The following is a 14,085-nucleotide window of genomic DNA, read 5'->3' on the forward strand; positions in this document are numbered from 1 at the left end:
AAAAAGGTTTATAGGAATAAGCAAAAGAAGACATGAATCCCGGTTGGGAAGATGTCTTCTTTTGCTGTACAGGATGTGAATCATAGCTCTAAATCTTAGCCACGGGCTTTGGAATTAAGTGATTTGATGAATGGACCAAACTACACCGGTGCTGTTAGTGCCGCCAAGATTGAGAGTAACCGTTAAGCCGCTGGCATTATAGAATAGTCCAATAACATCTCCGGCGTTCAATGTGACATCCCCGGCTATCGTGACAACGGCGCTTCCCAGGATGGATCTCAGGGTCAAAAGGGTGACGCTTATGTTTAGGATCGGGATCAATCCGCTGAGTAAGTCGGTTGTAGTCGGCGAAGTGCGCTGAACATTGAATTCAGGGTTAACGCCTGCACCAATGGAAACAGTGAGAGCGCCGGTTGTGGAATAGTTGATCGTTGCTTTTATGGAGTAGCGGCCTGTTGTAGGGACGGTGTAGTTTCCTGTGGCGGGATCAAAGTTAGCGCCGCCGAAATAAGGAGCGGCAGTGCTCCAATTAGTTAATTGGGTGCTGGACGACACAGAGACGGTTGGGATAGTGGAAGAAAATCCCTCTGTTGCGAAATTGGGGCCAGTAGGACCGGTGTCACCGGTAGGTCCGGTGTCGCCGATGGGGCCAGTGTCGCCGGTAGGGCCGGTGTCGCCGATGGGGCCAGTGTCGCCGGTAGGGCCGGTGTCGCCGGTAGGGCCGGTGTCGCCGGTTGGACCGGTGTCGCCAGTGGGTCCGGTGTCGCCAGTAGCACCGATGTCGCCAGTAGGGCCGGTGTCGCCGGTAGGGCCAGCGTCGCCAGTAGGTCCGATCTCGCCGGTAGGTCCGATTTCGCCAGTAGGCCCGGTATCGCCGGTGAGACCGATGTCACCAGTAGCTCCGGTGACGCCCGTAGGTCCGGTATCACCGGTAGGGCCGGTATCGCCGGTGGGGCCGATGTCACCAGTAGCTCCGGTGACGCCCGTGGGTCCGGTTTCGCCAGTCGGCCCAGTGTCGCCCGTGGGTCCGGTTTCGCCAGTCGGCCCAGTGTCGCCCGTGGGGCCGATGTCACCAGTAGCTCCGGTGTCGCCCGTGGGGCCGATGTCACCAGTAGGCCCAGTGTCGCCCGTGGGGCCGGTTTCACCAGTCGGTCCAGTATCACCGGTAGGTCCGGTATCACCAATGGCTCCGGTGTCACCGGTAGGTCCGGTATCACCAATGGCTCCGGTGTCACCGGTAGGTCCAGTGTCGCCAGTAGCTCCAGTGTCGCCGATAGCTCCGGTCTCACCAGTAGGTCCGATTTCGCCGGTAGCTCCAGTCTCGCCGGTTGGACCGGTGTCGCCCGCGGCTCCGGTCTCGCCAGTGGGTCCGGTGTCACCGGTAGCTCCAGTACCGCCAGTAGCTCCGGTGTTGCCTGTGGGTCCGGTTTCGCCAGTAGCCCCAATGTCGCCGGTAGGTCCAATCTCGCCAGTGGGTCCAGTATCACCGGTAGGTCCAATCTCGCCAGTGGGTCCAGTATCACCGGTAGGTCCGGTGTCGCCAGTAGCTCCAGTATCACCAGTGGGTCCAGTCTCGCCCGTGGCTCCGATCTCGCCAGTAGTGCCAGTCTCGCCCGTGGCCCCAGTACCGCCAGTAGGTCCGATTTCGCCGGTAGCTCCAGTACTGCCAGTAGCTCCAGTCTCGCCAGTCGGTCCAGTGACGCCAGTGGGTCCGATCTCGCCAGTAGCTCCAGTATCGCCAGTCGGTCCGGTATCACCAATGGCTCCAGTGTCACCGATAGGTCCAGTGTCGCCAGTGGGTCCGGTGTCACCGATAGCTCCAGTATCGCCGGTAGGTCCAGTATCGCCAGTCGGCCCGGTTTCGCCAGTAGGTCCAGCCTCGCCGGTGGGGCCGATGTCACCAGTAGCTCCGGTTTCGCCAGTAGGTCCAGCCTCGCCGGTGGGGCCGATGTCACCAGTAGCTCCGGTTTCGCCCGTGGGTCCGGTATCACCGGTAGGTCCGGTTTCGCCAATGGCTCCAGTGTCGCCGGTAGGTCCGGTTTCGCCAGTAGGTCCGATGTCACCAGTGGTTCCAGTGTCACCGGTAGCTCCAGTACCGCCAGTAGCTCCGGTCTCGCCGGTAGCCCCAGTATCGCCAGTAGGCCCAGTATCGCCCGTGGGTCCGGTGTCGCCGATAGGTCCAGTGTCGCCGGTGGCACCAGTATCGCCCGTGGGTCCAGTATCACCGGTAGGTCCAGCGTCACCGGTGGGTCCGGTGTCTCCGGTAGCTCCGGTGTCGCCGGTAGGCCCGGTGTCGCCGATAGGTCCAGTGTCGCCGGTGGCACCAGTATCGCCCGTGGGTCCAGTATCACCGGTAGGTCCAGCGTCACCGGTGGGTCCGGTGTCTCCGGTAGCTCCGGTGTCGCCGGTAGGCCCGGTGTCGCCGGTAGGGCCAGCGTCACCGGTGGGTCCGGTGTCGCCAGTGGGTCCGGTATCGCCCGTGGGCCCGATGTCGCCAGTGGCACCAGTCTCGCCCGTGGGTCCGGTGTCGCCAGTAACTCCAGTGCTCCCGATAGCGCCGGTGTCGCCAGTAGGGCCGGTACCGCCAGTAGCACCGGTGTCGCCAGTAGCACCGGTGTCGCCAGTAGCTCCGATTTCGCCCGTAGGCCCGGTGTCGCCAGTGGGTCCAGTGTCGCCGGTGGCACCAGTATCGCCCGTGGGTCCAGTATCACCGGTAGGTCCAGCGTCACCGGTGGGTCCGGTGTCTCCGGTAGCTCCGGTGTCGCCGGTAGGCCCGGTGTCGCCGGTAGGGCCAGCGTCACCGGTGGGTCCGGTGTCGCCAGTGGGTCCGGTATCGCCCGTGGGCCCGATGTCGCCAGTGGCACCAGTCTCGCCCGTGGGTCCGGTGTCGCCAGTAACTCCAGTGCTCCCGATAGCGCCGGTGTCGCCAGTAGGGCCGGTACCGCCAGTAGCACCGGTGTCGCCAGTAGCACCGGTGTCGCCAGTAGCTCCGATTTCGCCCGTAGGCCCGGTGACTCCAGTGGGTCCAGTATCGCCGGTGGGGCCAGTGTCGCCAGTAGGGCCGGTACCGCCAGTAGCTCCGGTCTCGCCAGTTGCACCGGTGTCGCCAGTAGCTCCGATTTCGCCCGTAGGCCCGGTGTCGCCAGTGGGTCCAGTGCCGCCGGTGGGGCCAGTGTCGCCAGTAGGGCCGGTACCGCCAGTAGCACCGGTGTCGCCAGTAGCTCCGATTTCGCCCGTAGGCCCGGTGTCGCCAGTGGGTCCAGTGCCGCCGGTAGGTCCGGTATCACCAATGGCTCCAGTGTCACCGGTAGCTCCAGTACCGCCAGTAGCTCCGGTGTTGCCAGTGGGTCCGGTTTCGCCAGTAGCACCGGTGTTGCCCGTGGGTCCGGTATCGCCCGTGGGTCCGGTATCGCCTGTTGGACCGGTGTCGCCCGTGGCTCCGGTTTCGCCGGTAGGTCCGGTATCGCCAGTAGGTCCGGTATCGCCGGTAGCTCCGGTGTCGCCAGTAGGTCCGGTATCGCCAGTAGGTCCGGTATCGCCAGTCAGTCCAGTGTCGCCGGTAGGTCCGGTTTCGCCGGTAGCTCCGGTGTCGCCAGTAGGTCCGGTATCGCCAGTAGGTCCGGTATCGCCAGTCAGTCCAGTGTCGCCGGTAGGTCCGGTTTCGCCAGTAGGTCCGGTTTCGCCGGTAGCTCCGGTGTCGCCAGTAGGCCCGGTGTTGCCGGTAGGTCCGGTTTCGCCGGTAGCTCCGGTGTCACCAGTAGGTCCGGTTTCGCCGGTAGCTCCACTATCACCTGTGGGTCCAGTCTCGCCAGTAGCGCCGATGTCACCAGTCGGCCCAGTGTCGCCAGTAGGTCCGGTATCACCGGTAGGTCCAGTCTCGCCAGTGGGTCCAGTATCGCCAGTCGGCCCGGTGTTGCCCGTAGGTCCAGTATCGCCGGTAGCTCCAGTGTCGCCAGTAGGTCCGGTGAAGCCAGTAGCTCCGGTGTCGCCAGTAGCTCCGGTGTCGCCAGTAGGTCCGGTGAAGCCAGTAGCTCCGGTGTCGCCAGTAGCTCCAGTCTCTCCAGTAGGTCCAGTACTGCCAGTATTGCCAGTAGCGCCGGTGTCACCGATAGCTCCAGTTTCACCAGTTGGTCCGGTTTCGCCAGTAGATCCAGTATCACCCGTGGGTCCAGTCTCGCCGATGGGGCCAGTCTCGCCAGTGGGTCCGGTGTCGCCAGTAGGTCCAGTCTCGCCAGTTGGCCCGGTGTTACCGGCAGGTCCAGTGTCGCCAGTAGATCCGGTCTCGCCAGTGGGTCCAGTGTCGCCGGTCTCTCCCGTGGGTCCGATCTCGCCAGTAGCTCCAGTCTCGCCCGTAGCACCAGTATCGCCAGTGGGTCCGGTCTCGCCGGTAGCTCCAGTGTCACCAGTTGGCCCAATGCCGCCCGTCGCTCCAGTGTCGCCAGTGGCTCCGATGTCACCAGCAACTCCGGTGTTGCCAGTCGGTCCAGTATCACCAGCCGGTCCGGTGTTACCAGTGTCACCGATGGCCCCAGCCTCGCCAGTGGGTCCAGTATTACCCGTCGCCCCAGTCTCGCCTGCGGGGCCTGGAACTCCCGTTGCACCCGTTGCGCCTGTAGGTCCGGTTACGCTGGCCGACAGGTCCAAGGCGCTCATCAAAATCACATCGTCCACCAATATGCTGGTTGTGGCAGGCTGGGGAGTCATACTGATGGAAATTTGGGCGAAGGCCGTTCCTGCGGGTGCCGGCGTAGTGACGCCCTCAAACATTTGCCACTGGGAGCTCGAGAAGAAGCCCTGTGGCACCACCAAGGTAAACCCGTTGCCGAGGTAGGTGGCGGAACTGGTGAAAAAGTTAACGGTCACCACCACTACCGGGCTTGTTCCGGCAAAGGGATATGCCAGAGACAGGGATACATATAATCCTTCATCGGGAGAAGTCGGTACAGCCTGCTGCAAGGAGGCGTTGGGAAGCCCGGCCAATAGCTGGGCGCTTTGAAAGCCGCTTTTGGATACGGAGCTGACAACGGTGTTGACGGCTACCCAATTTGTCAATCCCTGCTCGAAGCTGTAGTTTGCAATCCGGTTGTTTAACTGTATAGCCACGTTACTCATCCACCTCCTGTCGTTCAAAAATCCCAGGGGCTGTTTCATTCGATTTTCAAGCCAACTTGCCGGTTACGTAGGTTTGGTCAATCGCAGCACCTCCTTTATAAAGGGATCAGCCCTTCCCAGGGAAGTACCCCTATATCCAAAGTTGCTCTAGGCATGAAACACTACTGTATGTCGCCTGGTATGTAGGTACTTCTGTTGGAAGTTATTACAATCTATGCATGAAAAAAGGGGGCTACAACCTCGCTCCGTTGGAATGCTGGAAAGTCTGGCCGAGAACCGAAGTGCTAAAGGAATAGCTGAGGGATGAGAAAAACTCCTGTCGGATTATTTCGAGGATAAGCGACCGCGTTTAGCGCTATAAAGAACTTAAGCATTCTGATGTGTTAAAATATACCGGCTCGGCTATACTAAATCCTAAGTCCCGCTGTTGACTCACATGCGGCAGTCGTATATCATAGAATATATAAATTTTTCCCGATACAAGCTTGGATGGGGAGTAGTAGACGGATTTTCCTTCACAGAGAGCGGAGCCGGTACCGGCTGCAAGGTTCCGCGGAGGATCAGGTGTCCGGCGAAGTCGCCCCGGAGCTGCAGATTGGAGGGGACCCGAGAGGGTGCCGCGTACAATCCGCCGGCAGACGGCCGTTATCCGTTTTTGAGTGCCGCAGGCAGCTTCTCCCAAGGGAGGCCCGCCGCGGAATGAAGGTGGTACCACGGAAGCGTTAGCCTTTCGTCCTTTATGAGGACGGAGGGCTTTTTTTGTTGGAATGGGCTTGAATCTGGCTATGGGATTGGCTTGGATTTGACTCAATTTGAACCAAATGACGGAGGGGTATTGAACATGGCAGAATTGCATGAAGAAGAGCTGGAGACAGCCGCAACCGACAACACCAAGCCGGCGGGCGGCATGCCTACCACGTATGATCCGAAGGAAGCGGAAACCAAGTGGTATGAATATTGGAAGCAAAACGGGTATTTCCAAGCCGGCAAACGCCCCGACAAGGAAACCTTCACCATTGTGATCCCGCCCCCAAATGTAACGGGAATGCTGCATATCGGCCATGCGCTGGATTTTACCCTGCAGGACATTCTCACCCGGATGAAGCGGATGCAGGGCTTCGACACCCTGTGGCTGCCGGGTTCCGACCATGCGGGCATTGCCACCCAAACCAAGGTGGAGCAGAAGCTGCGGGAGGAGGGCATCACCCGCTATGACCTGGGCCGCGAGAAGTTCCTGGAGAAGGTATGGGAATGGAAGGGCCATTACAATGGCATTATCCGCGACCAGTGGGCCAAAATAGGCCTGGCGCTGGACTATTCCCGGGAACGGTTTACCCTGGACGAAGGTCTCAACAAGGCAGTCCGCCAGGTGTTCGTCAAGCTGTACGAAAAAGGCCTGATTTACCGCGGCAAATATATTATCAACTGGGACCCGGCTGCCCGTACCGCCCTGTCCGACATCGAAGTGGAATACAAAGAGGTGCAGGGGCATCTGTATCACCTGCGTTATCCGTTGAAGGACGGCAGCGGCAGCATCATTGTGGCCACCACCCGTCCGGAGACCATGCTGGGGGATACGGCGGTTGCGGTAAATCCCAAGGATGAGCGCTACACCCATCTGATCGGGAAAACGCTGGTGCTCCCTGTTGTAGGCCGGGAAATCCCCGTTATTGCCGACGACTATGTGGAAAGGGAGTTCGGCAGCGGCGCCGTTAAGATTACCCCTGCCCACGACCCCAATGACTTCGAGGTAGGCAGACGCCATAATCTGCCCCAGGTCCTGGTTATGGACGAAACCGGCACCATGAATGAAAATGCCGGCAAGTACAACGGGCTGGACCGCTTCGATTGCCGCAAGCAGCTGGTTGCCGATCTGCAGGAGCAGGGTGTACTGGTGAAAATTGAGGACCATCTCCATCAGGTAGGCCATAGCGAGCGCAGCGGCGCCGTTATTGAGCCGTACCTGTCCACCCAATGGTTCGTGTCCATGAAGCCGTTGGCGGAGCGGGCCATTGCCGCCCAGAAGAGCGGCCAGGGCACCCGGTTTGTGCCGGACCGGTTTGAACGGACCTATCTGCAATGGATCGAAAATGTCCGCGACTGGTGCATTTCCCGGCAGCTGTGGTGGGGCCACCGGATTCCGGCTTATTACTGTGAGGATTGCGGCGAGCTTCATGTTTCCTTAGATGAAGTAACGGCTTGCGCCAAGTGCGGCAGCGGCAATATCCGCCAGGACGAGGATGTGCTGGATACCTGGTTCAGCTCCGGCTTGTGGCCGTTCTCCACATTGGGCTGGCCGGAGGCGACAGACGATCTGAAGCGGTACTATCCCACCAGCGTGCTTGTTACCGGCTATGACATCATTCCGTTCTGGGTGTCCCGGATGATTTTTACCGCGCTGGAATTCACCGATGAAATTCCCTTTAAGGATGTGCTGATCCACGGCCTGGTGCGGGATTCGGAAGGCCGCAAAATGTCCAAGTCCTTGGGCAACGGGGTGGACCCGCTGGAGGTTATCGAGAAGTACGGCGCAGACGCCATGCGCTTTATGATCTCCACCAGCAGCACCCAGGGCCAGGATCTGCGCTTCCGCTGGGAGCGGGTAGAGCAGGCCCGGAATTTTGCCAACAAGATCTGGAACGCCTCCCGCTTTGCCCTGATGAACCTGGAGGGGGTGCAGCTTGAGGATGTCCATCTGAACCGCAAGCTCTCCGCTTCCGACCGCTGGATTCTCCACCGACTGAACGAGACGGTGCGGGATGTTACCCGGCTGATGGATCAATACGAGTTCGGTGAAACCGGTCGTCTCCTGTACAACTTTATTTGGGATGATCTGTGCGACTGGTACATCGAGTTTGCCAAGCTCTCTCTGTACAGCGACCACACGGAGGCCAAGGCAAGCACCCAGGCGGTGCTGGCGTATGTGCTGGACCGGACGCTGCGCCTGATCCACCCGTTTATGCCGTTTATCAGCGAGGAGATTTGGCAGCATCTGCCTCACGAAGGCGAGACCATCATGCTCTCCGAATGGCCGCAATATGACCCGGCTCTTGAAGCGCCGGAGGCCGTTGGCGAAATGGCTTTCCTGATGGACATTATCCGTTCGGTGCGGAATATCCGGGCGGAAGTAAATGTGCCCATGAGCAAAAAAATCGAGCTGCTGCTGAAGCCCGCGGACAGCCAGGCCCAAGCGGCTTTGGAGCGGAACACGGAATATCTGAAGCGGTTCTGCGGCACCTCGCTGCTGGAGGTTAACGCCAGTCTGGAAGCTCCCGCCAAGGCGATGACGGGTGTCGTGACAGGAGCGGAGCTGTATCTGCCCCTGGCCGGACTGATTGATATTGCCCAGGAAATTGCCCGTCTGGAGAAGGAAATCCAGTCTCTCAACAGCGAAGTGGAGCGGGTGGAGAAAAAGCTTGCCAACCAAGGCTTTGTCGCCAAGGCTCCGGCCAAGGTAATTGAGGAAGAGAAGGCCAAGATGGCCGATTATTCCGCCAAGCGGGAGATTGTGGCCGCCCGTCTTGCGGAGCTGAAGGGTTAATTGAACCATTGAACAGGTAAGAGTCAGCGTCTAGCAGGCGCTGGCTCGCTTGTTCAAATAAGGCGTGTCATCCGCCTGACCGCGCCTAAGTGTGTGGAACTTTTTTCTAATTATCGCCAAAAGTTGCAAACAAAAAGGACAGATGGCTGTACCCCTGAGGTCAGCTGATCATATAGTGATAAGGGATGAGCTCATGATACATGAGAATCGGATCAACAACGGAGATGGCCAAAGCGGGGAATGCGGCGGCCACAATCGGGAAACCGCGGACGAGACAGCTTGCGCGGAAGCAGGGCTGGCGGATTACCGGGCAGCGGTAGAGTGGGTCACCGGCCTGGTATCCTTCGGGATCAAGCCCGGACTTAAGCGCATGGAGCGGCTGATGGACATGCTGGACCATCCGGAGCGCAGGCTGAAGTTTATTCACGTGGCCGGCACCAACGGCAAAGGCTCCACTTGCGCGTATTTGACCAAGGTCCTCTTGGCCAACGGGTATGATGTAGGCACCTTCACCTCCCCGTATATCGAGAAATATACCAACCGGATTCAATATAACGGGCTGGATATTCCCGAGGCGGAGCTTCTCGCGCTATGCCGCCGCCTGAAGCCCTTGGTGGAGGAAATTGCCGCTACGGAGCTGGAGTCTCCCACCATGTTTGAGGTATCCACGGCTCTTGCGCTCATGTATTACGGCACCGTCACCTACCCGGATTATGTGGTTTGGGAAACGGGGCTGGGAGGCAGGCTGGATTCGACGAACATCGTCACTCCGGCGGTATGTGTCATCACCAATGTCGGGCATGACCACATGGAGGTTCTGGGCGATACCCTGCCCAAGGTGGCGGCGGAGAAGGCCGGCATTATCAAATCCGGCGTGCCGGTGGTAACAGCCTGCGAGCAGCTGGAGGTTCTGGAGGTGATCCGCGCCAAGGCGGCGGAGCTGCATGCGCCTTTATACGAGCTGGGCCGCCAGTTCTCTTATGAGGTGGAGTCGGTGGAACTAAACCGGCAGACGATTCACTGGAATGGGCCTTTTTGCCCGTACCGCAACCTGGTTGTAGGGTTGAACGGTCCTCATCAGCTGAAAAACGCCTCGGTGGCGCTGATGGTTATTGAGGTGCTGCGGCAGTATCAAGCGCTGATGGTGGAAGAGGAGCCCTTGTATGCCGGCTTTGCGGAGGCCCGGTGGCCCGGACGGCTGGAACTGGTATCCGACAGTCCGCGGGTGCTTTTGGACGGCGCCCATAATCCGGAGGGGGCGGAGAGCCTGGCCCGGGCATTGGAGGGACCGGCCTACACCCGGCGGAAGCTCCATTTGATGATGGGCATGATTTCCACCAAGAATCATACAGGCTATCTGGAGCATATACTGCCTATAGCAGACACCGTGATCTTTACGGAACCGGATTTCCACAAAAAGCTGGATGCCGTCAAGCTGGCGGAGCTTGCCATGCCTCTGGCCTCCCGCATCTCCCCGCAGCCTGACATATTGATAGAGCCCGACTGGAAAACAGCGCTGGAGCGGCTGATCGCTCTCACTTCGCCCGAGGATTTGGCGGTGGTGTCGGGCACGTTGTACTTAATATCCGACGTTCGGACCTGGATGCTGTATCATACCGATTCTGAAAAGGGCTGGTGAGACGCGCGTGAACACTTCGGAGCACGTTCATTTTATAGGAATTGGCGGTTATGGGATGAGCGCCATCGCCAAAGTAATGCTGGAAATGGGCTTCCATGTGTCGGGTTCAGACCTGGCGCAGCAGGAATTGACGGAAAAGCTGGCCAAAAAGGGAGCCGACGTGTTCATTGGCCATGAAGCCAAGCATGTTCAGGGAGCGGACCTGGTGGTGTATTCCACGGCGCTTCCCAAGGACAATGTGGAGATGAAGCGCGCGGAGGAATTGAAGATCCCGCTTATCCACCGCTCGGAGATGCTGGCCCGGCTGCTGAATACCAAGAAGGGCGTAGCAGTGGCCGGCGCCCACGGCAAAACCACCACCTCCTCCATGATCTCGCTGGTGCTGGAAGAGTGCGGCGCGGACCCCACGTATATTATCGGCGGCGAAATCATTAACCTGGGCAGCAACGCCAAGGCGGGCAAGGGCGATTATGTGGTGGCCGAGGCGGATGAAAGCGACGGCACCTTCCTGCAGTACCACCCCTACCTGGGGGTAGTCACCAATATTGAGGCCGATCATCTGGAGCATTACGACGGGGATTTTGAAAAGCTGAAGGCGGCTTATGCCCGTTTCTTGAGCCAGGTGAAGCCGGAGGGCAAGGCGGTGGTATGCGCCGATGACCCTTATATTGAAGCCATGCTTCCTGCCCTGGGCGCCAAAGCCGTCACTTACGGGTTGAATGAAAGTGCCGATTATTCCGCCCATGACCTGGTCCTGGGCGACCGGAGGGTCCAGTTTACCGTTCATCATAAAGGCGAAATCCTCGGAACCATGAAGCTGTCCGTGCCCGGCAAGCACAATGTCTACAATGCTCTGGCAACGCTGATTGTTTGCCTGGATGCAGGCTTAAGCTTCAGCCAGGTGGCGGAGGCCATCGTAGAGTTCCGCGGCGCCAAACGCCGTTTTCAGGTCATGGGCGAAGCCCACGGAATCCTGGTGATTGACGATTACGCTCACCATCCCACTGAAATTGAGGCGACCATCAGTGCCGCCAAAGCCACCGGCAAACGGATTGTGGCCGTGTTCCAGCCTCAGCGCTATACCCGCACCTTTTTCCTGCTGGACCAGTTCAGCAAGGCTTTCCCGGAAGCGGATGAGGTGGTGCTGACGGATATTTACAGCCCCGCGGGAGAGCAGCAGATTGAAGGCATCAGCTCCGCCCGGCTGGCCGGACTTATCCGGGAGAACAGCAATCCCCATGTGCGGCATCTGCCTACCAAGGAGGATGTGTTCGACTATTTGCGGAGTACGGTAAAGAGCGGCGACTTGGTCATCACCATGGGCGCAGGCGACATCTGGAAGGTGGCGGACCGCCTGGCCAAGGATTTGCGGGCCAGATTCGGCGAGGAATAGCGGAATGGATAGAAACGGAGCACATTATTGTGTTGCCGGAACACAGTTTGTCTGATATAATGGTAACAACTAACAGGCGAAGCACGCCCCGTAATCCCTCCCATGAAGAGGCGGTTCGGGGCGTTTTTGTTTCACGCCAATCTGCAGAGCAGGAGAGGATGTAGGATGCAGTACGAGCCCAAGCGCAAACTTACGCCCCAAAGCAAGAAAACCGGCTGGACCGTGGAGGAGTATTATCAATTGCCGGAGGAGGAAAATGTGCGGTACGAGCTGGTGGACGGCAGGCTGGAGCTCCTGTCGGCTCCCACCACCACCCATCAGCGGATCAGCCATCAGCTGGAGCGGATCATGACAGATTCTTGCGAGTCGAACTACATTATTATTCATGCCCCGGTGGATGTGATTCTGGGAGAGCATGAAACCCGCCAGCCGGATATTCTCATGGTGCACCGCAGCCGCGCTTACATCATTGAGGAAAGAGCGGTTGCGGGCCCTCCCGATCTGGTGGTGGAGATTCTTTCGCCAGGCACCGCCAAGCGGGACCGGACCATGAAGCTGGAATCCTATGCCCGGTTCGGCGTGCCGGAGTACTGGATTGTGGATGCCGCCAACATGACTGTGGAGCAGTATGTGCAGCAGGAGCAAGGGCAGCCGTATACCCTGCTTCATCTGTTCGGACGGGAGGATACGGTATTTTCCGAGCGGCTGCCTTGTGTGGGATTTGTCGTGGAGGATGTGCTGACCTTGAGGTAAATCATCCCCCAAAACCATCCATTTCCTTGTTCTAACTCTTCCATCTCTATCATAGAGTAAACTATCGATGAGTTGGACAAGGAGAGATACGGATGAATAAAGCGAGAATCACATACCGGTTTGACGGGGACAGGGACAAGCGGAATGACGGGGGGAGTGAGGCTGCCAATGGCCGCGAGCCCAACAGGGTGATTCCTCTGTTTCAGGAGGAATATCAGGTGGTGGAGGAGAAGGAAAGGCCGGAAATCCGGGATTATCAGAGCTTGAACCAGTATACGACGGATTTTGGCGCATGGAGCAGTCCCTTCGATGCGGAAACCCAGCGTATTGAGGATTTGATCCGCGAGTCCAACGAACGAGAAGGACGCCGTCCTATGGGCGATCCCCTATCGGGAAGACCAGACGGCTACCGGTACAGAAGACCGGAAAGCAGGGCCGCGGCGGATGACAGCCCAACCCATCGGGAGCAGCTTGGTGAGGCGCAGCGGATGCCCGCGGACGAGGAGTGGATGGGGGAGGATGGAACGCCCGGCTTTGACGGCGAACGTCCGCCGGAAGCTCCGTATGTGCGGCGCCGGACAGTCCGCTGGGAGGAGGCCGATGAGCGCAACGAACCGGATGGCCCTTCCTGGGGAGGACCGGCCTGGGACGGGCCGGAGGTCAGCGGTCCGCGGTATGTGCGGCACAACCGCACCCCGTGGCTGAAGATCACCGCCTCCATCGCGGGAGCGGCAGTGACCGGCGTCATGCTGGGCTTCCTGGCCTTGTCCCTGTTCAACGGCCCTGACGACGCAGCCACCGACGGCACCGCGCAGAATACCCAGGCCGCGGCTGGGGATACGCAGAATGCGCTTCCGGTGACCGGCAACATCCAGAACGCCGCAGGGGGCACAGCAGCGGGAACGGCCGTTTCCTCCGGCAAGGAGATCGCCATGTCGTATGCGGGCAAAACCTACTCGCTTCTGCAGAATGGAAGCTTTTCCGCCCAGCAGGGGGCCGATCAGGCCAAAAGCGATCTGCTGAAAAAAGGCCTTGCCGCCGCCAGCGAGCAAACGGATAAATTCTATGTGTTCGCGGGAATGACAGCCGACAAGGAAAGTGCTGTGGCCCTGGGCAACCAGCTGAAGGAAAACAGCAAGCTGGACATCTATGTGAAGGCCTACGCGGTGCCCGCCGTCAGCAAGGTTCGCTGGAACGGCAACGGCGAAACGCTGAAATCCTATCTCCAGCAATCCGACAAGCTGGTGGAGTCCATCAACCGGCTGACGGTGATGAATCTGGAAGCCGGAAGCACCCTGACCGCGCCGGACGCCTCCACGATGCAATCCATCGCCTCCGCCCATACCGCCTGGTCCCAGCTGTCCTCCACTGTAGCCCAAGAGGGAGGCGAGGAGAACAAGGCCGTCATTCAGCGGATGAACAACGCCCTTAATTCCGCCAAAACCTCCTTGGACGAATACAAAAAGAACCCCTCCGCGGCCATGCTGTGGCAGGCCCAAACCTATACCATGCAATTCGTTATCGCCGAAAAGGAGCTTCTCACCAAGATTGGCCAAAGCTGATAAGCGGAAACAGAAAAAGACGTGCCGATGTTCGGATCGGCACGTCTCTTTGTGCGCTTTATCTGCTTTTTCGCATAGGGGATCG

7 protein-coding genes and 1 pseudogene are annotated in these 14,085 nt (G+C 59.2%); 5 read left to right on the forward strand and 3 right to left on the reverse strand.

Annotation, left to right across the window (positions count from 1 at the left end):
* Positions 1-114 precede the first annotated feature (114 nt).
* The 3 genes and pseudogenes from DQG13_RS00555 to DQG13_RS32000 form a co-directional block, all read right to left on the reverse strand.
* The gene (locus DQG13_RS00555; protein WP_483874470.1) at positions 115-3,636 is read right to left on the reverse strand and encodes a beta strand repeat-containing protein; all 3,522 of its coding nucleotides are present in this window, start codon (positions 3,634-3,636) and stop codon (positions 115-117) included.
* Positions 3,633-4,520 carry a hypothetical protein gene (locus DQG13_RS31995; protein ID WP_483874469.1) on the reverse strand — a complete coding sequence of 296 codons (888 nt, stop codon included), beginning with the start codon at positions 4,518-4,520 and terminating at the stop codon, positions 3,633-3,635. The genes DQG13_RS00555 and DQG13_RS31995 overlap by 4 nt, the downstream gene beginning before the upstream one ends.
* Positions 4,521-4,707: 187 nt before the next feature.
* Positions 4,708-5,151 (reverse strand): annotated as a pseudogene (locus DQG13_RS32000) (NTTRR-F1 domain); the annotation flags it as partial.
* Between the two features lie 868 nt (positions 5,152-6,019).
* Between DQG13_RS32000 and DQG13_RS00560 the strand changes: the two are divergent.
* From DQG13_RS00560 to DQG13_RS00580, 5 genes are all read left to right on the forward strand, one after another.
* Complete coding sequence (locus DQG13_RS00560; protein ID WP_113017689.1) at positions 6,020-8,653, forward strand: valine--tRNA ligase; 2,634 nt, start codon at positions 6,020-6,022, stop codon at positions 8,651-8,653.
* Positions 8,654-8,846: 193 nt separating this feature from the next.
* Positions 8,847-10,292 (forward strand): bifunctional folylpolyglutamate synthase/dihydrofolate synthase, encoded by a 1,446-nt coding sequence (locus DQG13_RS00565; protein ID WP_113017420.1) that lies wholly within the window; start codon positions 8,847-8,849, stop codon positions 10,290-10,292.
* A gap of 7 nt (positions 10,293-10,299) precedes the next feature.
* Complete coding sequence (gene murC, locus DQG13_RS00570; RefSeq protein ID WP_113017421.1) at positions 10,300-11,685, forward strand: UDP-N-acetylmuramate--L-alanine ligase; 1,386 nt, start codon at positions 10,300-10,302, stop codon at positions 11,683-11,685.
* Between the two features lie 165 nt (positions 11,686-11,850).
* Positions 11,851-12,438, forward strand: a complete 588-nt coding sequence (locus DQG13_RS00575; protein ID WP_113017422.1) for a Uma2 family endonuclease — start codon at positions 11,851-11,853, stop codon at positions 12,436-12,438.
* Between the two features lie 92 nt (positions 12,439-12,530).
* The gene (locus DQG13_RS00580) at positions 12,531-14,000 is read left to right on the forward strand and encodes an SPOR domain-containing protein (protein WP_113017423.1); all 1,470 of its coding nucleotides are present in this window, start codon (positions 12,531-12,533) and stop codon (positions 13,998-14,000) included.
* Positions 14,001-14,085 lie beyond the last annotated feature (85 nt).

It is taken from the genome of Paenibacillus sp. YN15 (assembly GCF_003285005.1).
GTDB lineage: Bacteria > Bacillota > Bacilli > Paenibacillales > NBRC-103111 > Paenibacillus_AR.

Bases quoted from the DNA above. Each gene is read 5' to 3' on its own strand.
- DQG13_RS00580 (WP_113017423.1), top strand. From the start codon at position 12,531: ATGAATAAAGCGAGAATCACATACCGGTTTGACGGGGACAGGGACAAG.
- DQG13_RS00565 (WP_113017420.1), top strand. From the start codon at position 8,847: ATGATACATGAGAATCGGATCAACAACGGAGATGGCCAAAGCGGGGAA.
- DQG13_RS00560 (WP_113017689.1), top strand. From the start codon at position 6,020: ATGCCTACCACGTATGATCCGAAGGAAGCGGAAACCAAGTGGTATGAA.
- DQG13_RS00575 (WP_113017422.1), top strand. From the start codon at position 11,851: ATGCAGTACGAGCCCAAGCGCAAACTTACGCCCCAAAGCAAGAAAACC.